The following is a 20,091-nucleotide window of genomic DNA, read 5'->3' on the forward strand; positions in this document are numbered from 1 at the left end:
CGCCGGACTCCTCTTGCCCAGCACAGCCGGCCAAGCATCCGATCTCTCCCCAATTCGGCCATCGGCGCGGTTCGTGCGCCGCGGCGCGTCCCTAACGTCGCCTGCCATGACGACGCGAATGGATGCCCCGACGGTCGCCGGCCTGGTGAGCCGGCTGCGGTCGGCAGCGGCTGCGGCGAGTGAGGCCGAGCAGGCCGCCGTGCTGGCGTTCGACGAGCTGCTTGCCCGGGCGGCGCGCTACCCCGACGTGCACGCGGCACTCGCGCAGTACTGGTCCGCGCGCACGGGCAGTGGGGCGGCGATCTGCGGTCACATCGGCCAGGTCGCCGACGCGCTCGACGAGGCGGCGGACGAGCTCGAGCACGACGATCTGCTCGTCGCCGGGGCGCTCTCGTGAGCACGCTCGTCGACGTCGGCCCGCTTGCTGCCGCAGCGGCCGACTACCGGCTGGCGGTCGGGCGACTCGAGGATGCCGCGGCCGACGCCGAGGCGGCGTGGAAGCTGCTGCCGGCGGCGCTCGACTCCCCCGGCACGCAGCTGGCCGTCGGGCGCTATGTCGGCCCGGCGCATCAGCTCTCAAGCGGCCTGCTCGCGGCGGCCGATGCCTTGCACGCGGCGCTGCTCGCCGAGGTGCAGCCGCTGCGCGAGCTGTCGTATCAGGCGGCGGCGAACCCCGACGACCCGAGCTGGGCGGTCGGCGTCGACGCCGCGTCGGCGTCGCTTGCCGCGACGATCGCAGCGATCCGCGGCGGCGAGGCCGGTTCGGTGGACCTGCCGTGCCCGGCGCCCCAGGGGTGGACGGAGCCGAGCCGGCTGAGTGCCGCAAGCCTCGTCGCACCGATCGCCCCCACGGCCAGCCTGCCCGCTTTCAGCGCGCTCGTCGAGGGGGCGGGCGCGGCAGCCGCCGCAGGTGCGGCCGGCCTGCTCGGCGTGCTCTCGCTGGTGCTGTCGATGGGCGGCTCGACCGACGAAGTCGCCTCCCGTCCGCACGACCAGAGCAACCGGAAGCCTCGCAGAGGCATCGACAAAGTGCGCATCACGCCGTGGACGCCCTGCAATCCGTGGGAGCACGGGCCCGGCTGCCAACAACACCTGTCTGGGGATAAACCAGGCGACCAGCCGTTCACCGGTGACAAGGTGAGGGGCGACGAAGAGCCGGGCGACATGCTCGGAACCAAGCCGGACTGGACGAAAGAACGGGCGTGGAACGATGAGGGTTGGGTCTACAAGGAGCCGGGCAGCGAGCGCTCACAGCGCGTCGCAGAGCCGGGTCATGACGATCGATACCCGAACGGCTACGTGCAGTTCACAAACAAGAACGGGCAAGTCATCGACCTCAGCGGGCGCACAGTGAAACCCACGTCCGACGCGGCACACGTCGTGCGCAATGCAGACGGAAGTTTCCCTACTCCTAAGGGGTGGGCCAAGTGACGACCAAGAATCTCGGCTTTGACGGAGCGGATGTCTGGACGATCGCATTTCAGCCCGGCAGCATCCGGCTCTGGTTCGGGGAAGGCGGGACCTACCTGGAAGTGTCCGGCGTCTGGGATCTGGCCTGGCCGGATGGCTCGACGTCGGAGTACGACACCGACTCAGCAGGTCGCCATCCGGACACGGCCAGGCTGATCGAATCTCTCGCGGAGGCCCATGTCGTCACGGCCGTCGCCGACACCGAGACGTCGGTGCTCGATGTCGAGTTCGACAGCGGCTTGAAGCTGCACTATGAGCCGACTGATTCGCCGTACGAAGAGTGGCAGGCGCGCAACCGCGACGACCGCACGTACGTCTGCCTCACCACCAACAGGCTTACATGGTTCCCTGCGGACAGCGAGTCGAGCGCGGCTGACGAAGCTGCCCCCGAAGAGGTCGCCTGGTACGAGGGCAGCGCCCCCCGCGTCGTCGATCTCGAAATATCCGACCGCGTCTACGGCGTGACGGTGCACGCCGAGAGTGTGCAGCTTGAGACCTGGACAGGAACCATCTTCCTCGCCGGCCCGTTCACCATCACCGATGAGACGGGTGAGCCCCATCGTTTCGATCCGAAGCTCACGGCATCCGACCCGCACACCGGCGAAGTGCTCGAGCTACTCATCGACAGTCAGATCGAGACCGCCGCGCTTACTGCCGAGACGAGCGAACTCGACGTCTCGTTCACCGACGGCAAGCGACTCACGTGGGCCGCGGCCGCAAAGGGCCAGGGGCACTTCATGGCCCGCCACAAGAACGGACGCCAGTACTGGAGCGCGTCCGACGGCGGCGTCTTCTGGTACGGGGGCCCGAAGGGCACATACCCGACGTTTCTCGTCGGCGGGCCGAAGAAGACCGACCGCACCGACTGAGCGGCGGTGGCGACTTGCCCGAGGCGGCGAAACGCCCGCTCCGCGCCGAAGGATGTCGGTGGTCCGCTGGAGAATGGCCGCACAGCAGGGGGCAGTCAGGCACCTGTCCCCCGTGGGAGGGGTCCTCATGTTGGGACTGATGGGTGCGAACCCCGCGACGTAGGACAGTAGCGTGACCGATTTGCGAGGTGCCAAGAGCGCAACGGCCGCAGCGGCCACGCTGCGGGCGCACCCCGCCGCGGCATCTGCCATCGCATCGTGTCTCAACGCCCAGGCCGAGTCGCGCCCTCGCTCGACGTTCGGCAAAGCATTCGGAGTCAGCCCGCTGTCCGAGGCATCCCGAGGCCCCTACGTCGCGGCACTCGGCGCGCTGCATGTCGCCGACGAGCTCGCAAAGCTCGGTCCTGACTGGGAAATCTTGCACGGCGTTCCCGCCGGCGAGCGCGGCGGTGTCATCGATCACCTCGCCATCGGCCCGGCCGGGGTCTTCGCGCTCGACGTCCTTCACCAGCAGGCCGACACCGTCACGGTGCGGGGCGACCTGCTTGCAATCAACGGCGTCCCGCGCCCACACCTCGCGCTGGCGCGCGACCTCGCGACCGACGCGGCCGTGAACCTCACCCGCGTGACCGGGCTCAACGTTCCAGTGCGGGGCCTCATCGTCTACGTCGCGCCGCAGTCCGTTTCGGTGCGCGACGAGCCAGACGACGTCGGCGTCACAAGCGACCGCACGCTGTGCAAGTGGCTCGCCACTCGTGAGCACGTGCTCGACGCGGCGACCGTGGCAGCGATCGCGGATGCCGCGGCCGAGCCGTCCACCTGGCGAGGCGCCGCCCCGCACCGCACTCCCGGTTTCGATGGCACCGCATTCGATGCGCTGCGCGTAGAGGTGCAGCGCGCCTGGCTCGCCCGCGGTTTCTGGGGCACGGCCCTCATCGCGGCGGCGGCCATCGCTGCGGTGCAGTTGTTCGGCGCCTGAGCCCTCAACCCGGCCTCGCATACCGAACACTTACAGCCGAGTAATTCTCGAAGCGGCGTTCTACCTCGGCCCCCCCACTACGGGGGCAATTTCGGCCCAGCCGGGGCATCTTGGACAATTCGCGGCCACCCGATGTCGGTGGTGCCCGGAAACGTGCTCGCTCGCCTCGAGCACCTCCGCTCGCGGCATCCGTTCGAAAGAAAGCCGCACGAAATGTCCGACGCAACCACGCAGCCCTACTCGCCCGAGCCCTACCCGGCGCCGCCGCAGCCCGGCGCGAGCACCAGCGGCACCGGCCCGAACCCCACTGGCACCGGCCCCGGCGCAGTCCCCGGCCGCCCCGGCAAGTCCTTCCTCGCGACCTGGATCCTCGCCCTGCTGCTCGGCGGGCTCGGCGTCGACCGCTTCTATCTCGGCAAGGTCGGCACCGGCATCCTCAAGCTCGTCACCCTGGGCGGCCTCGGGGTCTGGAGCCTGATCGACCTGATCATCACCCTCGCCGGCGCCCAGCGCGACAAGCTCGGCCGCCCGCTCGCCGGCGCCGAGAACAGGAACACCCGCACGATGGCATGGATCGTGAGCGCCGCCGTCGTCGTGCTCGGCATCGTGCTGGGCGCGGTCGCGGGCGGCTCTGGCCCCGCGAGCACCACCGGCGGCGCAGGCGGCGCGAACGTCGGCGCCGGCACCGCAACGGCTGCCTCGCCCGCCGCGAGCTGCGCGCGCTACACCGACAGCATCGCCGCGTCCGACTGTGCGAACGGCCAGAATGCCCTCGCCGACCGGGTGCAGGCGAAGGCCGACTGCTCGGTGAAGTACGCCGACGCGATCGCACTCGACAAGTGCATCGCCGGGGATGACGCCGCCGCACAGACCGCGCAGACTGCCGCGGATGCGGCCGCGAAGAAGGCCGCCACGATCGGCCAGTCCTTCGACAACCCCAACCCCGCGGGCACGCACAGCCAGATGCAGTCGACCAACCGCCTCGACGGCTCGCAGACCACCTATGAGGAGTGGTTCGACGGCTACACCGACAACTGGGGCGGCTACGACGAGTTCGAGGCGCCCAAGGCCGGCGACAAGTACATCGCGGCCACCGTTCATGTGAAGGCCAACGATGCAGGCGTGGATGCCTCCACCGTCGCGTACGACGCCGACCTCACGGGCCCCGACGGCACCGCCTATGACCAGGCCGACGTCTACGGCTACGCCGGCGCGATGCCCGACGTCACGCTCGGCGCCGGTCAGCAGGCCGCGGGTGTCGTCGTCTTCGAGGTTCCTGCCGCCTTCACCGGTGGTCGCGTGAGCTTCGGCGACGGCTCGGTGTTCACCGCGCTGCGGTAGCGTCCGTCGGCGTCGCGGGCGCCCCGCTTCTCGGCCCCGCGCCGAGTCGGGGCGCCCACGATCTGCCTTCCCGACCAGGCTGAAAGTGTTCCCTCGTGCAAGTGCTGCTGCCGGAGCGACGCAGAACGACCGCAGAGCGAGCTACTCAGCGAGCTACTCAGCGACCGGCGCGCCGACCGCCCGCCGCACCAGCGCCTCGAGCTCGGCGGCGCCGAACGCCCGGAACTCGTCCCCAGGCCAGCCATGCAGCACCGCGACCCACTCCGCGGGAAGCGCCGCCGCCCCATACACGGCCCCCGCCAGCGACCCCGCGATCGCCGCGACCGTGTCGGTGTCGTTCCCCGCCCGCACCGCCAGCTCGAGCACCTCGCGCAGCGACGACCCGTGCACCAGAGCCGACCACGCCGCCTGCAGGGCGCCGACCACCCAGCCGTTGTTGGCGGGAAGCTCCCACGGCAGCACCGCCTCGGCCGCGTCCAGCCGCGCATGCCAGACGGCGGCACGCGCACCCGGCAGCGCGCCCACCGCGGCCCGCAGTTCCGCGGTCCCGCCGAGCACCGCCGATCGGATGGCGAGCGACCACACCACGCAGGCATCCCCCGCGTCGACCTCGAAGTGCGTCAGCTCGCTCACGCGGCGAGCAGCCGCAGCCAGGGCATCCGCCTGGCCCTCGCCCAGATAGCCGAGCGCCACCGGCCCCGTGCGCATCAGCGACCCGTTGCCGGCCGACCGCCCGGCCTGGTCGTGAACAGCTCGCGCCGACGCGCGCGCATCGTCTTCAGTGACGTGGCGGATGCCTGCGAGCACCGCCTTCGTCTGAAGGCCGACGTCCTTCGCGCTGCGGCACCAGCCGATCCACTCGCCGACGATGCTCGCAAGCACCGCGCTGTCGTCGAGCGATCGACCGCGGGCCAGCGCCTGCAGGATGGGCACGGCCATGCTCGTGTCGTCGGTCCACTCGCCGAGCCCCCACGGCGGGGCGGCGTGAAGGGTGATTGGCGTCGGCGGCAGGACAGGCGCACGGAATTCGTATGCTGCTCCCAGTGCGTCCCCTGCCGCCGACGCAGTGACGGCGCCGACAGCCCGGTCCAGTTGCTGTGGTGTCAGCATCCGTCCCCCAACCCCTTAAGAGTTGACAGTATTGGGCACCGCGCCCGCACTTCTGCCCCCATTTCGCGGTGCCGTGAGCCCCCGGTGCCACACGGCGCGAGTCAGGACGGTACTTGAGACCGTTGTGGCGGCCCCGGCCCGGCGCGAGCCTTTCGGTGGAAAGGAACACCACCATGACCACCACACCCGCCGCCCCCGGCGGCTACGTCCCGCCCGCTGCGCCACCGGCGCCCGAGCCGAAGTCGTTCACCGCGACCTGGCTGTTCTCGCTCGTGCTCGGGTGGCTCGGCGTCGACCGCTTCTACCTCGGGAAGATCGGCACCGGCATCCTCAAACTCATCACCCTCGGCGGGCTCGGCATCTGGTGGGCGATCGACGTCATCCTCGTGCTCACCGGGCTCACGACCGACAACCTGCGCCGCCCGCTGCTCGGCGTCGACAGCGACAGAGACCGGAAGCTGGCCTGGATCGGCACCGGCGTGCTCGTCGTCGCGAGCTCGATCGGCTCGGCGTTCGGGCACTGGAACGGCCCGATGCACTGACCGCTCGCCACCCTGACCGCACAGCGGCTCGGCCCCTAGGCTGACCGCATGCCCGACGTCGCCGACGACCGCGAGGCGGATGCCCCGCCCGCACGCCCCGGAATCGAAGACCGCCTCAGCCGGCTGCTGCAGCTCGACACCGTCTCGGCGACGGTCGTCGCCGAGGGCACAACCGCGTTCGAAGAGCTGCTGGCCGAGCTCTACCCGCTCGTGCACGAGCACCTGACCAAGGAGCGTATCGGCGAGCGCGGCTTCCTGTTCAGCTGGGGGCTCGCTTCACCTGCAGCGAGTCGGCCCCCGGGGGGCGACGGTGACCCCGTCGTGCTCATGGCCCACTTCGACACGGTGCCCGCGGTCGCCGCCGAGTGGAGCTTCAACCCCTTCTCGGGCCATGTCGCCGACGGCGCGGTGCACGGCCGCGGAGCCGTCGACGACAAGGGCGCCCTCGTGACCGTGCTCGAGGCGGTCGAGAACCTGCTGGCCGCGGGGCGGACGCCCGCCCGCCCGGTGCTCGTCAGCCTGGGCGGCGACGAAGAGACCCTCGGCGCCTCGGCGAACGCCATCGCCGAGGCGCTGCACGCGCGGGGCATCCGCCCCTGGCTCATCATCGACGAGGGCGGCGCCGTCATCGACGCGCCGCTTCCGACGCTCGATCATCAGAGCGCGATGGTCGGCGTCGCCGAGAAGGGCGCGATGACGGTGCGGCTCACGGCGACGGCTCCGCCGAGCCACGCCGCCACCCCGAGCCGCACGCCCACCGCGCCCGAGCGCCTCGCGAAGGCGCTCACCCGGCTGCGCCGGAATCCGTTCCCGAAGCGCCTGAGCCGCACCGCTCGCGACATGTTCGCCGCGTTCGACGGCGTCGCCACGGGCGCGGGAAAGGCGCTCGTCACCGTCGCCCCGCGGCTCGGCCCGGTCACGGCACGGCTGCTCGCGGCGCTCGGCGGCGAGCCCGCTGCCATGGTGCAGACGACGCTGGCGGTCACGATGCTCGACGCCGGCACCGCCCACAACGTGATCCCCAACACGGCGAGCGCGATCCTCAACCTGCGGCTCGCCGTGGGCGATTCGGTCGAGCAGGTCCTCGCGACGCTGACGCGCGCGGTCAAAGACCCGTCGATCACGGTCGAGCTGCTCGACGGTCACGCCGCGAGCCCCGAGTCGCGCACCGACAACGCCCAGTGGCAGGCGATCAGGGATGCCGTCGCCGCGGCCTACCCCGAGGCGGTGGTCGCTCCCTATGTCATGCTGCAGGCCTCCGACGCCCGGCACTTCCACCGCTTCACTCCGGACGCGACGTACCGCTTCGCCCCGCTCGCCATGTCGGCGGCGGAGCGCGCCGCGATCCACGGCCTCGACGAGCGCGTCACGATCGACGCTCTCGTGCGCGGCGAGCGCTTCTATCGTCAGCTGCTGTTGCACCTGCCGACGTAAGCTCGGAACATGGCCACCGCTGAGACGTTCGACAAGATCACCATGTTCGGCGCTGCCTGGTGCAGCGACTGCCGCCGCTCGAAGGCGCTGCTCGACCGACTCGAGGTCGACTACGACTACGTCGACGTCGAGGCCGTCGAAGACGGCGCGGCGCGCGCCGAGGCGATCAGCGGGCGCAAGAACATCCCGGTCATCGTGTTCCCGGATGCCACGCACGTCGTCGAGCCGACGGATGCCGAGCTCGAGGCGAAGCTGCAGGAAGCGGCGGCGTAACCCGCTACCCCAGCTGCGACGCCGGGATGCCGAAGGTCTGGCAGCTCGCGGGCGAGCCGGCGAGGCCGGTGTTGAACCACTTCTGACGCTCTGCGCTCGTGCCGTGCGTGAACCCTTCCGGGTTCACCTGGCCCTGCGTCGTCTGCTGAATGTGGTCGTCCCCCACGGCGGCGGCTGCGTTCAGGGCATCCGTGATCTGGTCCTTCGTGATCGGCTTCAGGTAGTGCTCGCCGTTCTCGTCGGTCTCGGTCGTCGCGTCGCCGAGCCAGGCTCCGGCGTAGCAGTCGGCCTGCAGTTCGAGCCGCACGGAATCCGACGCCGGGCCTGTCGCCGACAGGTTCTTGCCGCGCATCGTGCCCGTGATGTTCTGAACGTGGTGGCCCCACTCGTGGCCGATCACGTAGAGCTGCGCGAGCGCCCCGGCGTCATCGCCGAACTGCTGCGCGAGCTCGTCGTAGAACGCGGGGTCGATGTAGATCGTCTGGTCATTGGGGCAGTAGAAGGGACCCATGTCGGTGGATGCCGCACCGCACCCGGTGTTCGTCGACTGGTCGAAGATGACGATGCCCTGCGGGTCGGTGTAGCCCCGCACCTCGCCGGCCCAGTAGTCCTGCAGCAGCGCGGCCGCCCCCTGGATGCGGCAGTTGGCGTCCGTGTTCGCCTCGGCGGCGGTGCAGCTCAGCGCCTCATCGCCGCTCGTGTCGATCTGCTGGCCCTGCAGCCCGGTCAGGCCGCCGGCCACGCCGCTTACGTCGACGCCGGTGAAGTGCTGCACCAGCAGCACGACGATCGCGATCAGAACGGCCCCGCCACCCGCGCCGCCGCCGATCTTCATTCCCCGGCCGCCGCCGCGACGACTGGCCTTGCCGCCCGAGATGTCGGCGTTCTCGTTGAACGTCATGCCGCAAAGGTACCGCTGAGCGTGTGCAAAGAAACCCGCCGGCGGGGCCGTGCGGCGCGTTACACCGCCGGCAGGTACGGCCGCGCCTTCAGCAGCGACGCCAGGTGGAAGGCGTTGCGGGCGACCACGGTGTTCTGAGCGGCCACGGCGGCGGGCTGCTGGTCGAGCATCCGATAGTCCACGGTCTGCATCGCCTCGCCGTTCCAATACGTCGAGCCCTGCGCCGGAATCGTGTAGCCGACGTCGTTCAGCGCCTGCCCGACGTCGGCGATGATCGCGTGCGCGCCGTCCTCGTTGCCGACGACGACGGGCACGGCGATCTTGCCCGTGAGCGCCTTGACGCCGTTGTCGTCGGAGACCGAGAGCTCGGCGTCGAGCCGCTCGAGCACGCGCTGTGCGACCGACGAGAGGTGTCCCATCCAGGTCGGGGTCGCGAACACCAGGATGTCGGCCGCGACCACCCGACCGCGGATCTTCGGCCATTCGTCGCCGTCGCCTTCATCGGCCGTGACGCCCGGGCGCACGTCGTAGTCGACGACGCGCAGCTGCTCGGTCGCGACCCCGAGCGCTTCGAGCTCGGCCAGCACCTCGCCCGCGAGCTTCTCGGTGCTCGAGGGCTGCGGCGAGGGCTTGAGGGTGCAGTTCAGTGCGAGTGCGGTGAGCGTGCCTGCCATGACCGGCAGGTACCCGCCGCTCGTGCAGACTGAACGCATGGATTCCCCGCTGCGCCTCTTCCGCGCGGGCGTCGCCTGGGTGTCCCGCACGCCGTGGTTCCGCCGCGTCGGCCCGCGGTTCATGCCTGGCTTCGAGCGCCTGATGCGGCGCCTCACGGGCGGGCGCGTGACGGCGTCAGGCATCCTCATGCCCGCCCTCGTGCTGCACACGACGGGCGCGAAGTCCTGGCAGCCGCGCAGCACCGAGCTCATGTGCGTCCCCGACGGCGACACCTGGCTGATCACCGGCTCGAACTACGCCCGCGAGAACCACCCGGCCTGGACCGCCAACCTGCTCGCGCACCCCGACGCCGAGATCGAGTACAAGGGGCGGCGGATTCCCGTGCGCGCCGGCCTCGTGCCCGAGGCGGAGCGCGAGGAGGTCTGGGCGACGATCGAGCGGCAGTGGCCCGGCTACCGGAAGTACGAGGTCGCCTCTGGGCGCACGCTGCGCATCTTCCGCCTGAGGCGGCGCTGACGCCTTCCGGCAGTTTTGTGCCCCGCGCGGCCGGCGCAACTGTCGGCCGGGGGCGCAAAACACGCGCCGACTCAGCGCACAATGAAGCCATGCCCGACCTCGACGAGCTGAAGCGCCTGCGGCGAGCGCGCGATCGCATGGACCGCGAGTTCGCGCAGCCGCTCGACGTGCCGGCCCTCGCCCGCACGGCACTGATGTCGCCGGCGCACTTCAGCCGCCGCTTCCGCGATGCCTACGGCGAGACGCCCTACGCGTACCTCATGACCCGGCGCATCGAGCGCGCGAAGGCGCTGCTGCGGCGCGGCGACATGAGCGTGACGGATGCCTGTTTCGCGGTCGGCTGTACAAGCCTCGGCTCGTTCTCCGCCCGGTTCACCGAGATCGTGGGCGAGACTCCGAGCGCGTATCGCGCGCGCGACCACAGCGCCCTTCGCCCGCTCGGCCTGTGCGAGGTCATGGTGATCACGCGGCCGCGGAAGGCCGGGTGGTCGAGCAGGCCGCGCGACGCCGGGCCTCGAGAGCAGGCGGGGCCGTCTCTTCAGCAGAGCGGCCTTCAACACAGCGGGCTTTAGCAGAGCGGCCTTCGACAGAGCAGTTCTGAAGAAGCATCCGCCCCCGCACCTGCGTAGCGTCAGCCGCATGACCGTTTCACTCAGCGCCGTGCACATCATCGTCGACGACCCCGACGCCGCGCTCGCCTTCTACCAGGACACCCTCGGCTTCACGAAGCTGTTCGAGGCCGAGAACGGCGGCTACCGCTGGATCGCCCTCAGCACCCCGACGCAGCCCGAGATCCAGATCGTGCTCGAGCAGCCCCATGGCGGCCGCTCACAGGAGAACGGCGACGCGATCGCCGCGCTCCTCGCGAAGGGTGAGCTGCAGATGGTGAACTTCACGACCGACGACCTCGACGAGACGTTCGAGAAGATCGCCGCCGCGCCCGGTGCCGAGGTGCTGCAGGAGCCCACCGACCAGCCCTGGGGCCAGCGCGACGCGGCGTTCCGCGACCCAGCGGGCAACATGGTGCGCATCGCGCAGCGCTGACCGACGCCGGCGGCGCGCCCCGTACCCTGGGACGCATGCCCGCCGCCACTCGCCGCCGCCGCGCGCCCTGGGTCGTCGCGGCGATCGCCGTCGCCATCGCTGTGGTCGCCGCAGCGGTCATCGGCTGGGCGCAGCTGCAGCGCCCCGCCGACCCGGCGCAGACGGCGACCCGCTTCTGGCGCCTGCTCGCCGACGGCAAGGCGCAGGAAGCACTGGCACTCACCAGCACTGCCGCCGACAGCGTGCCCAACGGGCTGCTGCTCGGCGACGCCGTCTACGGCAAGGCCGACCGCGGCATCGCTCAGGTCGAGGCGCGCTCCTTCCGGCGCACGGGCGATGAGGCATCCGGCACCATCGCCTACACCCAGCACGGCACGCGGCGCACCGCACGCGTCGAGCTCGCGCTCGTCCGCCGCGGATTCCTCACCGCGCCGAGCTGGCAGATCACGAACGCGCCGCTCGCGCGCGTCGACGTGACGGTCGCGAGCGACGGCCAGGCCGACGCGCTGTCGGTGAACGGGTCGTCGTTGCCGCTGCCGAGCGGCGGCGGGAAGCTCGCGGTTCCGGCGCTGCCGGGCAGCTACACCTTCGCGCTCGGCGACACGAGCGGCCTGTTCGGCCCGGTGCCGCGCACGGTCGCCGTCACCGGCGCGACTGCGGCGGTGACGCTCGGCATGAAGCCGACGAGCAAGCTGGGCGAGCAGTCTGTCGCGCAGGCGACGAAGACGGTGAGCGGATGCTTCGCCCAGCCGAGCCTGAGCGGGTGCCCCATCGCCGACGGCGTCCGCAACGTCTTCAACCTCACGGCCGAGACGTCGGTGACGTACCGGCTGACCCGGGCGCCCCGGTTCTCCTTCGATGCCACGACGATGCGCGTGACCTCGAGCGCCGATGGCGAGGTGGTCGCGACCGGCAGCGACCCGAACCTCGGGCAGTTCCAGAACACGGCGCAGGTCTCCTTCGCGTTCGACGTCGCGGTGACGGGCGGCAAGATCGCCCTCACGCCGCACGACGGCGGGGTCAGCAACACCAACAAGGTGCTGAGTTCGCGCGACTGACACCGTCGCCGGGGTGCCGCCCGGTGCCGCCCGAGCGCGCCGCGCGTGCGGCCTGCGCGCCGCCCGGCCACCTCACACGCTTCGAGCGCGCCGGACGCACACGTCCCCCGAGGCCGATCGTCCAATTCGTCCGACTCGCGGAGTTTTGTACGAAGCGCCTCGGGGTGACGTGCAGACCCCCGGCTCACGCCGCGTCGAGGAACTCCACCTCCACCTCGTGGCGCGGCGCGGGCGCGGCATCCGGCTGCTCGATCACGGCCGCGCGCCGCGGCACCAGCAGCGCGGCGCCGACCGCGACCAGAGCGAAGATCGCGACGAGCAGGAACCCGCCGATGTAGCCGCCCTCGACCGGAAGCCCGGTCTGGGTGGCGTGCGCGGTGACGACGCTCGTGACGGCCGCCGTGCCGACCGCGCCGCCGATGACGCGGATGTTGGCGTTCATGCCGGTGGCAACGCCGGTCTGGTGGTGCGGCACGCTCTGCACGACGAGGCTCGACAGCGCGGCGTAGGCGAAGCCGAGGCCCACGCCGTAGAGCAGGCCCCATGCGGCGATCACCAGGGCCGAGTCGTGCAGGAAGGCGATGCCGGCCGTCGCCACGGTGCTGATCGCCGAGGTCCACACGAGCTGCATGCGGAAGGTGATGCGGTGCGAGATCCGCGCGCTGAGCGGCCCGGTCACGCCCATGCCGACGACCATGGGCAGCAGCACGAGACCCGCTCCGGTCACGGTGAGGCCGAGGCCGTAGCCCGACGAGATCGGGGTCTGCACCAGCTGGGGCAGGAAGGTGAGGATGCCGAACATGGTGGCGCCGAAGAGCAGCGCGACGAGGTTGGTGGCCCAGACGGCAGGGGTCCGCATCAGCCGCATGTCGATGATGGGGTGCGCGGCGCGGGTCTCGACGACGACCCAGAGCACGAGCAGAACGGCGGCCACGACGAACAGGCCCTGCGTGGCGGGGTTGGTCCAGCCCCAGGCGCGGCCCTCAGACAGCGGCAGCAGCAGCGCGACGAGCCACCCGGCCATGAGCACGGCGGCCCGGCCGTTGAAGCGGCCCTCAGTGCGCGTGCCCGACTCGGGCAGCAGGAACACGGCGGCGACGCCGAGCAGCACGACGAGGATCATCGGCAGCCAGAACAGCCAGCGCCAGTCGAGCGCCGACTCGATCGGCCCCGCGAGCACCACGCCGATGCCGCTGCCGATCGCGAGGATCGACGAGAGCAGCCCGATGGCACCGGGCACTCGGCGGGCGGGGTAGATCTCGCGGATCATGCCGAAGGCGAGCGGCGTGACGGCGTAGCCGAAGCCCTGCAGCACCCGGCCGACGAGAACGACGGCGAGGTTCGGCGCGAGCGCCGAGACGAGGGTGCCGACGGCGATGGCACCGAGCACCGCGACGATCGCGCGCTTGCGGCCGAACAGGTCGCCGGCCTTTCCGATCAGCGGTGTCGCGACGGCCGCCGACAGCAGCCAGGCGGACATGATCCACGTGGCGCCGGTCTGGGTCGTGTGCAGGTCGGCCTGCATCGCGGGCAGCACGGGCGCCATGAGCGACTGCAGCGCGGTCAGTGCGGCGACCGCGAGCGCGAGGATCGTGAAGGCGATGGTGGGATTCGTGGCCTTGGTTTCAGGCACAGCGGTACCGCCTTTCGTGAGAAGAGGGGGTGTACGATAGGTCAGAACCGGAGAGCTCTCCGGTGACATTGACCACAGTAACGGAGAGTTCTCCGTTTCGCAAGCGACACCTTTTGAGTTGACGGATGCCTGAAGCACAGCCCGAAGTGAAGAAGCGCGCCGACGCGCAGGCCAACTACGCGCGCATCCTCGAAGTGGCGCTCGCGGCGCTCACCGCCGACCCCGACGCCTCGCTCAACTCGATCGCCAAGACGGCGGGCGTCGGCGCGGGCACCCTGTATCGGCACTTCCCCACGCGCGACCACCTGGTCGTCGCCGCCTATCGCCACGAGGTGGAAGAGCTCGTCGATGCGGCGTACTCGCCGTGGATCGCCGAGCTCAACCCGGTCGCCGCGCTGCGCACCTGGTTCGACCGCATGGCGCAGTACGGCATGACGAAGGCCGGGCTCATGAGCGCCCTCGACGCCGCGACCAAGAGCGTGCCGTTCGAGAGGGCCGAGATCCACGGGCTGCTCACCGCGGCCATCGCGCATCTGCTCGAGCGGGGGCAGCAGGCCGGCGAGCTGCGCGCCGATCTCACGGCGGAAGACGTGCTGCTGGCTGTCGGGTTCCTGTGGCGACTCGACCCGGCATCCGATTGGCGCCCGCAGGCCGCGCGCCTGCTCGATCTCGTCGTCGACGGCTTGCGCGCGCAGTAGCGCCGTCCCCTTCCCTGGGGCCAAGCTGTTCTGACAGGCAGGGAGAGGGGACCGATGTCTTCAGCACCGCAAGACCCGCGACGAGCCGAAGCGGCCGACACGACGCCGGCGGAATACGACATCGCCGACACGAAGGAGAACCGGCTCGAGCTGCTCGGCGACCGCCTGTCGGCCGTTGAGGACTTCAGCCACGAGCAGGCCGGCTATCACAAGGGCCTCGGCGCCCGGCAGCTGCAGATGATCGCCATCGGCGGCGCGATCGGCACGGGCCTCTTCCTCGGTGCCGGCGGCCGCCTACACGACGCCGGGCCGGCCCTGATCTTCGTCTACGCGATCTGCGGCTTCTTCGCGTTCCTCATCCTGCGCGCCCTCGGCGAGCTCGTGCTGCACCGGCCGTCGTCCGGGTCCTTCGTGAGCTACGCGCGCGAGTTCTACGGCGAGAAGGCCGCCTACGTCGCCGGGTGGATGTACTTCCTCAACTGGGCGATGACCGGAATCGTCGACTCGACGGCCATCGCGGTGTACGTGAAGTTCTGGTCGGCGTTCTCGGCGGCCCCGCAGTGGCTGATCGCGCTGATCGCGCTCGTGGTGGTCCTCGGCGCGAACCTGATCTCGGTCAAGGTCTTCGGCGAGATGGAGTTCTGGTTCGCCCTGATCAAGGTGACCGCTCTCATCGCGTTCCTCATCATCGGCGCGGTCTTCCTCGCCTTCCGCTTCCCGACGTCGTCTGGCGCAACCGGCTTCGGCATGCTCGCCGAGCACGGCGGGTTGCTGCCGCACGGCGTCGGAACGATCGTGGCGGCGGTCATCGTCGTGCAGGGCGTGGTGTTCGCCTACGCCGGCGTCGAGCTCGTCGGCACGGCGGCCGGCGAGACCCCCGACCCTCACAAGGTGATGCCGCGCGCGGTCAACTCGGTGATCTTCCGCATCGCCGTCTTCTACTGCGGCTCGGTGTTCCTGCTCGCACTGCTGCTGCCCTACACGGTCTACAGCGGCGACGAGAGCCCGTTCGTCACCTTCTTCTCGCACATCGGGAACCCCGAGGCGGGCGCCATCGCCGGCAACCTGATGAACTTCGTGGTGCTCACCGCGGCGCTGTCGTCGCTCAACGCGGGGCTGTACTCGACGGGGCGCATTCTGCACTCGATGGCGCAGGCCGGGGCATCCCCCGCCTTCACCGGCCGCATGAACGCGCGCGGCGTGCCGTGGGGCGGCATCGTGCTCACGTTCTGCGTCGCTCTGCTCGGCGTCGTGCTCAACTTCGTCGTGCCCGCGCAGGCGTTCGAGATCGTGCTCAACGTCTCAGCGCTCGGCATCGTCTCGAGCTGGGGCACGATCATCCTGTGCCAGATGAAGCTGAAGAGCATGGCGGATGCCGGCCAGCTGCAGCGCCCCGCCTTCCGGCTGTTCGGAGCGCCGTTCACCTCATGGCTCACCCTCGCGTTCCTCGTCGCGGTGCTGGTGCTGATGGCCTTCGACTACCCGACGGGCACCTACACGATCGCGGGGCTGGTGGTGATTATTCCGCTGCTGATCCTGGGGTGGTTCCTGCAGCGCGACCGCATCCTGGCCATCGCCGAGGAGCGCCTCGGGCACACGGGCATGTTCCCGACGATCCCGGGCAGGCGGCCGCCCATCACTCCGCCGGAGGAGTAGCGGGCCGCTCGAGCAGCTCCTTCAGGTCCTCTTCGATGAAGTGCGCGAGGCGTTCGTCGCGGAAGGCGGCGTAGTCGGGGTCGTCGTCCACGCGGGGGGCTGAGAGGCGGGCGGCGAGCGTTCCGCCGATCTCGTCCCATGCGGCGGCCTTCGCCTCGTCGACGAGCTTCTTGAGGGCGTCGTGCTCGACCGCGCGCGTGTCGTAGGCATCCGCCACGGCGCGCAACGCGAGCGGCTTGCGGCGATGCTCGGGTTCGATGACGACGGGCTTTCCGCCCGGGTAGATGCGGCCGCCGGTCGTGGTCTCGTCGCGGTCGAGGTCGCGCTGCGCGCGCACCGCCGCATCGCGATTCGTCTGGGCGAGCGCGTGGTACTCGCCGCGCGCGAACTCCTCGAGCTCTGCCTCGTCGAACGGCTTGCCGTCGCGCAGGGCGTTGACGATGAGGTGGTTCTTCACCGCCATGCGCACGCCGTGGTACGCGATCTTCAAGGCGTCCTCGACCAGCTCCTCGAGGGGCGCGAGAGGCTCGGGCTCGGGCGGAACGAACCGCCCGAGATCCCGTCGCTTCTTCCGGAACAGTGCCACCCTTCCATCGTGCCTCACGATGGGCATCCGCTCTGCCCCGCTCGCGCGCCCCTCAGCCCTTCACCGCGCCTCCGAGCCCGCCGCCGCGCAGGAAGGTGCGCTGGAAACAGAGGAAGATCACGACCGGAATGAGCGAGGCGATCGCGAGCGCCGCGAGGTAGACCCCGAGGTCGGTCTGCGACGCGATCGCGGGCAGGCGCACCGACAGCGGCTGGATCTGCTGATTCGGCAGCACGAGCATCGGCCACAGGAAGTCGGCCCACGCCGCCGAGATCGCGAACACCGACACGACGCCGAGGATCGGCCGCGACATCGGCAGCACGATCGACCAGAACAGCCGGAACGGACCGGCGCCGTCGGTCTCTGCCGCCTCGAACACCTCGGTCGGCAGCCCCTGGAAGAACCGCATGACGAGCAGCACGTTGAAGGCGGATGCCCCCGCGGGCAGCCACACCGCCCAGTAGGTGTTGAGCAGCGAGGTGCCGATGACCGGCGGGTGCAGGATCGTCAGGTAGAGCGGCACGAGCAGCACGACGGCCGGCACGAACAGCGTCGCGAGCACGAGTCCAGAGACGACCTTGGCGTAGGCCGGCTTGAGCACGGCGAGCGCGAAGCCGCCCGTTGTCGCGACGACCAGCTGCACGACCCACTCGCCGAGGGTCACCCAGATCGTGTTCACGAAGTAGCTGCCGATGTGCACGTCGTTCCACGCGTGCGCGAGGTTCGACCAGGCGAAGCCGTTCGGGAACAGCGACATCGGATGCTGCAGGGTGTCCTGCGTCGGCGTGATCGCCGACTTCGCGAGCCAGAGCAGCGGCAGCAAGCCGACCGCGATCAGCAGCAGAAGCAGCACGACGTGCAGCACCGTCGTCGGAATCCGCACGCCAGGGCGCTTCCAGTCGGCGGACGAGATGATCGTGCGGTCGCTCATGCGTCGCTCCAGCGCTTGGTCAGACGGAAATACAGGATCGACATCAGGGCCAGGAACACCGCGAGCATCAGGCTGAGCGCGGTCGCGGCGCCGTAGTTCCCGCCGAGACTGTTGGTGAAGGCGTAGCGGTACACGAGCAGCAGGATCGTGGTCGTCGAGTCGACCGGGCCGCCGCCCGTGAACAGGAACGGCTGCAGGAACACCTGCGCGGTGCCGATGATCTGCAGGATCAGCGTGATGAACAGGATGCCGCGCAGCTGCGGCAGCGTGACGTGCCAGATCTTCCCCCAGATGCCGGCGCCGTCGACCTCGGCCGCGTCGTACAGCTCGGGCGCGACGCTCGTGAGTGCCGCGAGGTAGATCACGATGGTGCCGCCGGCCGCGGCCCAGGTCGCCTGCAGCACGAGCGACGGCATGGCGGCCACCGTGCTCTGGATCCAGGGCTGGGGCGAGATCCCCACCCAGCCGAGGATCGTGTTGAACACGCCCTCGGCGCGCGCATCGTAGAAGAACTTCCACAGCAGCACCGAGACGACCGGCGGCATCACCACCGGCAGATAGGCGAGCACGCTGTACAGCCCTTTGAGCCGGCGCACCTCGCTCATGATCACGGCGACCACGAGCGGCAGCGGGTAGCCGAAGACGAGCGCGAGCAGAGCGAACCAGCCCGTGTTGCGCACCGCGACCCAGAAGGTCGGGTCATGGAAGACGTAGGCGAAGTTCTGCCAGCCGACGAACACCGGCGCGGTGACCAGGTTCGTGTGTTGGAAGCTCATGGCGACGGCCCGCACGATGGGCCACCACGAGAAGACCCCGAAGACGACGAGCAGGGGAAGCGTGAAGACGAGCTTCGACAGCCCGCCGCGCCGCACCCAGGTGATCGGGGTGCAGCGGGGGCGGACCCGCTCGGTGGGGCGGCGCACCGCCGCCCCACCGAGCCCGGTCGCCTGCTCGGCCGCCTCAGCCCTGGTCAGCATCGACGAGGGCCTGGATCTTCTTGTCCACGGCCTTCAGCTGGGCGTCGACGTCGACGTTCTTCTTCGTGAGCACGGCCTGCACGACGCTGTCGAGCGCCCCGTAGAGGTCCTGCGTGTGCGCGGAGGGCTCCGGCACGATCTGCTGGTCGAAGATGCCGTCGGTGAACGGCTTGATGTTCGCCGCAGGGATGTTGGCGTACGGCTCGATCCACTGCTGGTTCTGCTGCCAGGTGGACTTGTCGAACACGGGCAGGGTCGGCGCGTTGACCGCCTGCTTGCCCGCCTTCAGCGTCTGCGCGTTCTTCACCGCCGCCGCCTTGTCGACGGTCGGCTGAGTGCGGTAGAAGTCGATCCACTTCACGGCCGCCGCGATCTGCGCGGGCGAGTCCTTGACGTTGACGACGTCGACATTCCCACCAGAGAGGATGCCCGCGTCGGGGCTGTCCGCCAGCGGGAAGGTGGTCACCCCGTACTTCGTCTGGTCGAAGCCGTTGGCCTGCATCAGCGAGCCGATGACGTCGGAGCCGCTCATGTACATCGCGATCTGCCCCGACGCGAACGCCTGGTTGATGCCCGCCCAGTCGAACAGGAAGTTGCTGCCCATGGCGTTGTCGTCCCAGCGCAGCTTCTGCAGCCACGCGAGCGCCTGCTTGGTCTCGTCGTTGTCGGTCGTGACGGTCACCTTGCCGTCGCTGCCGACCGTCTCGAGCCGCCCGCCGAGCGAGTTGGTCAGGGTGGCGAGCTCCCAGCCGCCGGTGTTGCCCGAGGTCATCTGCATGTATCCCGCGGTCCCCGGCACCTTCTCGGCGATGGCCTTCGCGTCGGCCTCGATCTCATCGAGCGTCGTCGGCGGCTTGTCGGGGTCGAGGCCCGCCTTCGTGAAGATCTCGCGGTTGTACGACAGCGCCATTGCGTACGGCCCCCAGGGAATGCCGTAGATCTTGCCGTCCTTGCCGGTGGCGACATCGAGCACGTTCTTGTTCCACTTGTCGGCTGTCGACGTCTTCTTGAACTCAGCCGTGATGTCGGCGAGCTGCCCGTTGTTCGCGAGCGTCTTCGAGTCGGTGAATGGCACATTGAACACGTCGGGCAGGGTGCCGCCCGCGAGCTCTGCCGCGAACGTGGTGCCGGTCCACTGGTACTCGATCGGCTTCACGATGATGTTCGGGTTCGCCTTCTCGAATTCCTTGACGCGGTCGCCGAGCGCCTTGAGGGCGTCAGCGGTCGCGCCGGGCAGCACCGGTGCGACGGTGAGATAGACCTTCCCGTTCTTGGCGCCCGCGCTGTCCGACGACGAGCAGCCCGCGAGCAGGCCGACGCCGACGGCGGCGATCGCGAGCGCCGCGATGGCCTTCCGTGACTTCATTGTCATTTCCTTTGTTCTGTGGTGAGTGCAGG

At 70.1% G+C, this 20,091-nt stretch carries 22 protein-coding genes; 14 read left to right on the plus strand and 8 right to left on the minus strand.

The window, feature by feature from the left end; all coding sequences use genetic code 11:
• Positions 1 to 106 precede the first annotated feature (106 nt).
• The 5 genes from ABD716_RS08385 (at position 107) to ABD716_RS08405 (ending at position 4,659) form a co-directional block, all read left to right on the plus strand.
• Entirely contained in the window at positions 107 to 397 is a 291-nt protein-coding gene (locus ABD716_RS08385; RefSeq protein ID WP_344775773.1) for a hypothetical protein, read from the plus strand.
• Entirely contained in the window at positions 394 to 1,431 is a 1,038-nt protein-coding gene (locus tag ABD716_RS08390; RefSeq protein WP_344775775.1) for a hypothetical protein, read from the plus strand. The genes ABD716_RS08385 and ABD716_RS08390 overlap by 4 nt, the downstream gene beginning before the upstream one ends.
• Positions 1,428 to 2,339 carry a DUF6188 family protein gene (locus tag ABD716_RS08395; RefSeq protein ID WP_344775777.1) on the plus strand — a complete coding sequence of 304 codons (912 nt, stop codon included), beginning with the start codon at positions 1,428 to 1,430 and terminating at the stop codon, positions 2,337 to 2,339. The genes ABD716_RS08390 and ABD716_RS08395 overlap by 4 nt, the downstream gene beginning before the upstream one ends.
• Positions 2,340 to 2,511: 172 nt before the next feature.
• Complete coding sequence (locus ABD716_RS08400; protein ID WP_344775779.1) at positions 2,512 to 3,318, plus strand: nuclease-related domain-containing protein; 807 nt, start codon at positions 2,512 to 2,514, stop codon at positions 3,316 to 3,318.
• Positions 3,319 to 3,531: 213 nt separating this feature from the next.
• Positions 3,532 to 4,659, plus strand: a complete 1,128-nt coding sequence (locus ABD716_RS08405; RefSeq protein ID WP_344775781.1) for a TM2 domain-containing protein — start codon at positions 3,532 to 3,534, stop codon at positions 4,657 to 4,659.
• A gap of 153 nt (positions 4,660 to 4,812) precedes the next feature.
• On the opposite strand, the gene ABD716_RS08410 is transcribed toward ABD716_RS08405, so the two are convergent.
• Positions 4,813 to 5,769: an ADP-ribosylglycohydrolase family protein gene (locus tag ABD716_RS08410; RefSeq protein ID WP_344775783.1), complete on the minus strand. Its 957-nt coding sequence runs from the start codon at positions 5,767 to 5,769 to the stop codon at positions 4,813 to 4,815.
• Between the two features lie 173 nt (positions 5,770 to 5,942).
• Here ABD716_RS08410 and ABD716_RS08415 point away from each other — a divergent pair, with 173 nt between their 5' ends.
• Genes ABD716_RS08415 through ABD716_RS08425 form a run of 3 tightly spaced genes read left to right on the plus strand, consistent with a single transcriptional unit; the run spans position 5,943 to position 8,018 of the window.
• Positions 5,943 to 6,311: a TM2 domain-containing protein gene (locus ABD716_RS08415; protein WP_344775785.1), complete on the plus strand. Its 369-nt coding sequence runs from the start codon at positions 5,943 to 5,945 to the stop codon at positions 6,309 to 6,311.
• A gap of 48 nt (positions 6,312 to 6,359) precedes the next feature.
• Positions 6,360 to 7,745 carry a M20/M25/M40 family metallo-hydrolase gene (locus ABD716_RS08420; protein WP_344775787.1) on the plus strand — a complete coding sequence of 462 codons (1,386 nt, stop codon included), beginning with the start codon at positions 6,360 to 6,362 and terminating at the stop codon, positions 7,743 to 7,745.
• A gap of 9 nt (positions 7,746 to 7,754) precedes the next feature.
• Positions 7,755 to 8,018, plus strand: coding sequence for a glutaredoxin family protein (locus ABD716_RS08425; protein WP_344775789.1), 264 nt, complete (start codon positions 7,755 to 7,757; stop codon positions 8,016 to 8,018).
• Between the two features lie 4 nt (positions 8,019 to 8,022).
• On the opposite strand, the gene ypfJ is transcribed toward ABD716_RS08425, so the two are convergent.
• Positions 8,023 to 8,919, minus strand: a complete 897-nt coding sequence (gene ypfJ / locus ABD716_RS08430; RefSeq protein WP_344775791.1) for a KPN_02809 family neutral zinc metallopeptidase — start codon at positions 8,917 to 8,919, stop codon at positions 8,023 to 8,025.
• Positions 8,920 to 8,978: 59 nt separating this feature from the next.
• Positions 8,979 to 9,593, minus strand: a complete 615-nt coding sequence (locus tag ABD716_RS08435; protein WP_344775793.1) for a flavodoxin family protein — start codon at positions 9,591 to 9,593, stop codon at positions 8,979 to 8,981.
• On the opposite strand from ABD716_RS08435, the gene ABD716_RS08440 reads away from it, so the two are divergent.
• From ABD716_RS08440 to ABD716_RS08455, 4 genes are all read left to right on the plus strand, one after another.
• Complete coding sequence (locus ABD716_RS08440; protein ID WP_344775795.1) at positions 9,592 to 10,110, plus strand: nitroreductase family deazaflavin-dependent oxidoreductase; 519 nt, start codon at positions 9,592 to 9,594, stop codon at positions 10,108 to 10,110. The genes ABD716_RS08435 and ABD716_RS08440 overlap by 2 nt on opposite strands.
• An 89-nt stretch (positions 10,111 to 10,199) precedes the next feature.
• Positions 10,200 to 10,682 carry a helix-turn-helix transcriptional regulator gene (locus ABD716_RS08445; RefSeq protein WP_344775797.1) on the plus strand — a complete coding sequence of 161 codons (483 nt, stop codon included), beginning with the start codon at positions 10,200 to 10,202 and terminating at the stop codon, positions 10,680 to 10,682.
• 67 nt (positions 10,683 to 10,749) lie between these two features.
• Positions 10,750 to 11,154, plus strand: a complete 405-nt coding sequence (locus tag ABD716_RS08450; RefSeq protein ID WP_344775799.1) for a VOC family protein — start codon at positions 10,750 to 10,752, stop codon at positions 11,152 to 11,154.
• Between the two features lie 35 nt (positions 11,155 to 11,189).
• Positions 11,190 to 12,212 carry a hypothetical protein gene (locus ABD716_RS08455; RefSeq protein WP_344775801.1) on the plus strand — a complete coding sequence of 341 codons (1,023 nt, stop codon included), beginning with the start codon at positions 11,190 to 11,192 and terminating at the stop codon, positions 12,210 to 12,212.
• A gap of 184 nt (positions 12,213 to 12,396) precedes the next feature.
• On the opposite strand, the gene ABD716_RS08460 is transcribed toward ABD716_RS08455, so the two are convergent.
• On the minus strand, positions 12,397 to 13,845 hold the full coding sequence (locus ABD716_RS08460) for an MFS transporter (protein ID WP_344775803.1): 1,449 nt from the start codon (positions 13,843 to 13,845) through the stop codon (positions 12,397 to 12,399).
• A 125-nt stretch (positions 13,846 to 13,970) separates the two neighbouring features.
• On the opposite strand from ABD716_RS08460, the gene ABD716_RS08465 reads away from it, so the two are divergent.
• Positions 13,971 to 14,543, plus strand: a complete 573-nt coding sequence (locus ABD716_RS08465) for a TetR/AcrR family transcriptional regulator (protein WP_344775805.1) — start codon at positions 13,971 to 13,973, stop codon at positions 14,541 to 14,543.
• Between the two features lie 54 nt (positions 14,544 to 14,597).
• The gene (locus ABD716_RS08470) at positions 14,598 to 16,199 is read left to right on the plus strand and encodes an amino acid permease (protein ID WP_344775807.1); all 1,602 of its coding nucleotides are present in this window, start codon (positions 14,598 to 14,600) and stop codon (positions 16,197 to 16,199) included.
• Here ABD716_RS08470 and ABD716_RS08475 read toward each other — a convergent pair.
• The 4 genes from ABD716_RS08475 to ABD716_RS08490 form a co-directional block, all read right to left on the minus strand.
• A complete protein-coding gene (locus tag ABD716_RS08475) occupies positions 16,180 to 16,785 on the minus strand; it encodes a hypothetical protein (protein ID WP_344775810.1) in 606 nt (201 codons plus the stop codon). The genes ABD716_RS08470 and ABD716_RS08475 overlap by 20 nt on opposite strands.
• A 52-nt stretch (positions 16,786 to 16,837) precedes the next feature.
• The gene (locus tag ABD716_RS08480; protein ID WP_344775812.1) at positions 16,838 to 17,716 is read right to left on the minus strand and encodes a carbohydrate ABC transporter permease; all 879 of its coding nucleotides are present in this window, start codon (positions 17,714 to 17,716) and stop codon (positions 16,838 to 16,840) included.
• Positions 17,713 to 18,588 carry a carbohydrate ABC transporter permease gene (locus tag ABD716_RS08485; RefSeq protein ID WP_425553421.1) on the minus strand — a complete coding sequence of 292 codons (876 nt, stop codon included), beginning with the start codon at positions 18,586 to 18,588 and terminating at the stop codon, positions 17,713 to 17,715. The genes ABD716_RS08480 and ABD716_RS08485 overlap by 4 nt, the downstream gene beginning before the upstream one ends.
• Before the next feature lie 88 nt (positions 18,589 to 18,676).
• Complete coding sequence (locus tag ABD716_RS08490; protein ID WP_344775816.1) at positions 18,677 to 20,059, minus strand: ABC transporter substrate-binding protein; 1,383 nt, start codon at positions 20,057 to 20,059, stop codon at positions 18,677 to 18,679.
• Positions 20,060 to 20,091: the final 32 nt, after the last annotated feature.

Source organism: Gryllotalpicola kribbensis (genome assembly GCF_039538245.1).
Taxonomy (GTDB): Bacteria; Actinomycetota; Actinomycetes; order Actinomycetales; family Microbacteriaceae; genus Gryllotalpicola; species Gryllotalpicola kribbensis.

What these genes read in the sequence shown, in the direction of transcription:
- ABD716_RS08385 (WP_344775773.1), top strand. Translation starts at nt 107, where the DNA reads ATGACGACGCGAATGGATGCCCCGACGGTCGCCGGCCTGGTGAGCCGG.
- ABD716_RS08405 (WP_344775781.1), top strand. Translation starts at nt 3,532, where the DNA reads ATGTCCGACGCAACCACGCAGCCCTACTCGCCCGAGCCCTACCCGGCG.
- ABD716_RS08410 (WP_344775783.1), bottom strand. Translation starts at nt 5,769, where the DNA reads ATGCTGACACCACAGCAACTGGACCGGGCTGTCGGCGCCGTCACTGCG.
- ABD716_RS08415 (WP_344775785.1), top strand. Translation starts at nt 5,943, where the DNA reads ATGACCACCACACCCGCCGCCCCCGGCGGCTACGTCCCGCCCGCTGCG.
- ABD716_RS08420 (WP_344775787.1), top strand. Translation starts at nt 6,360, where the DNA reads ATGCCCGACGTCGCCGACGACCGCGAGGCGGATGCCCCGCCCGCACGC.
- ABD716_RS08425 (WP_344775789.1), top strand. Translation starts at nt 7,755, where the DNA reads ATGGCCACCGCTGAGACGTTCGACAAGATCACCATGTTCGGCGCTGCC.
- ypfJ (WP_344775791.1), bottom strand. Translation starts at nt 8,919, where the DNA reads ATGACGTTCAACGAGAACGCCGACATCTCGGGCGGCAAGGCCAGTCGT.
- ABD716_RS08440 (WP_344775795.1), top strand. Translation starts at nt 9,592, where the DNA reads ATGACCGGCAGGTACCCGCCGCTCGTGCAGACTGAACGCATGGATTCC.
- ABD716_RS08435 (WP_344775793.1), bottom strand. Translation starts at nt 9,593, where the DNA reads ATGGCAGGCACGCTCACCGCACTCGCACTGAACTGCACCCTCAAGCCC.
- ABD716_RS08445 (WP_344775797.1), top strand. Translation starts at nt 10,200, where the DNA reads ATGCCCGACCTCGACGAGCTGAAGCGCCTGCGGCGAGCGCGCGATCGC.
- ABD716_RS08450 (WP_344775799.1), top strand. Translation starts at nt 10,750, where the DNA reads ATGACCGTTTCACTCAGCGCCGTGCACATCATCGTCGACGACCCCGAC.
- ABD716_RS08455 (WP_344775801.1), top strand. Translation starts at nt 11,190, where the DNA reads ATGCCCGCCGCCACTCGCCGCCGCCGCGCGCCCTGGGTCGTCGCGGCG.
- ABD716_RS08465 (WP_344775805.1), top strand. Translation starts at nt 13,971, where the DNA reads ATGCCTGAAGCACAGCCCGAAGTGAAGAAGCGCGCCGACGCGCAGGCC.
- ABD716_RS08470 (WP_344775807.1), top strand. Translation starts at nt 14,598, where the DNA reads ATGTCTTCAGCACCGCAAGACCCGCGACGAGCCGAAGCGGCCGACACG.
- ABD716_RS08480 (WP_344775812.1), bottom strand. Translation starts at nt 17,716, where the DNA reads ATGAGCGACCGCACGATCATCTCGTCCGCCGACTGGAAGCGCCCTGGC.
- ABD716_RS08490 (WP_344775816.1), bottom strand. Translation starts at nt 20,059, where the DNA reads ATGAAGTCACGGAAGGCCATCGCGGCGCTCGCGATCGCCGCCGTCGGC.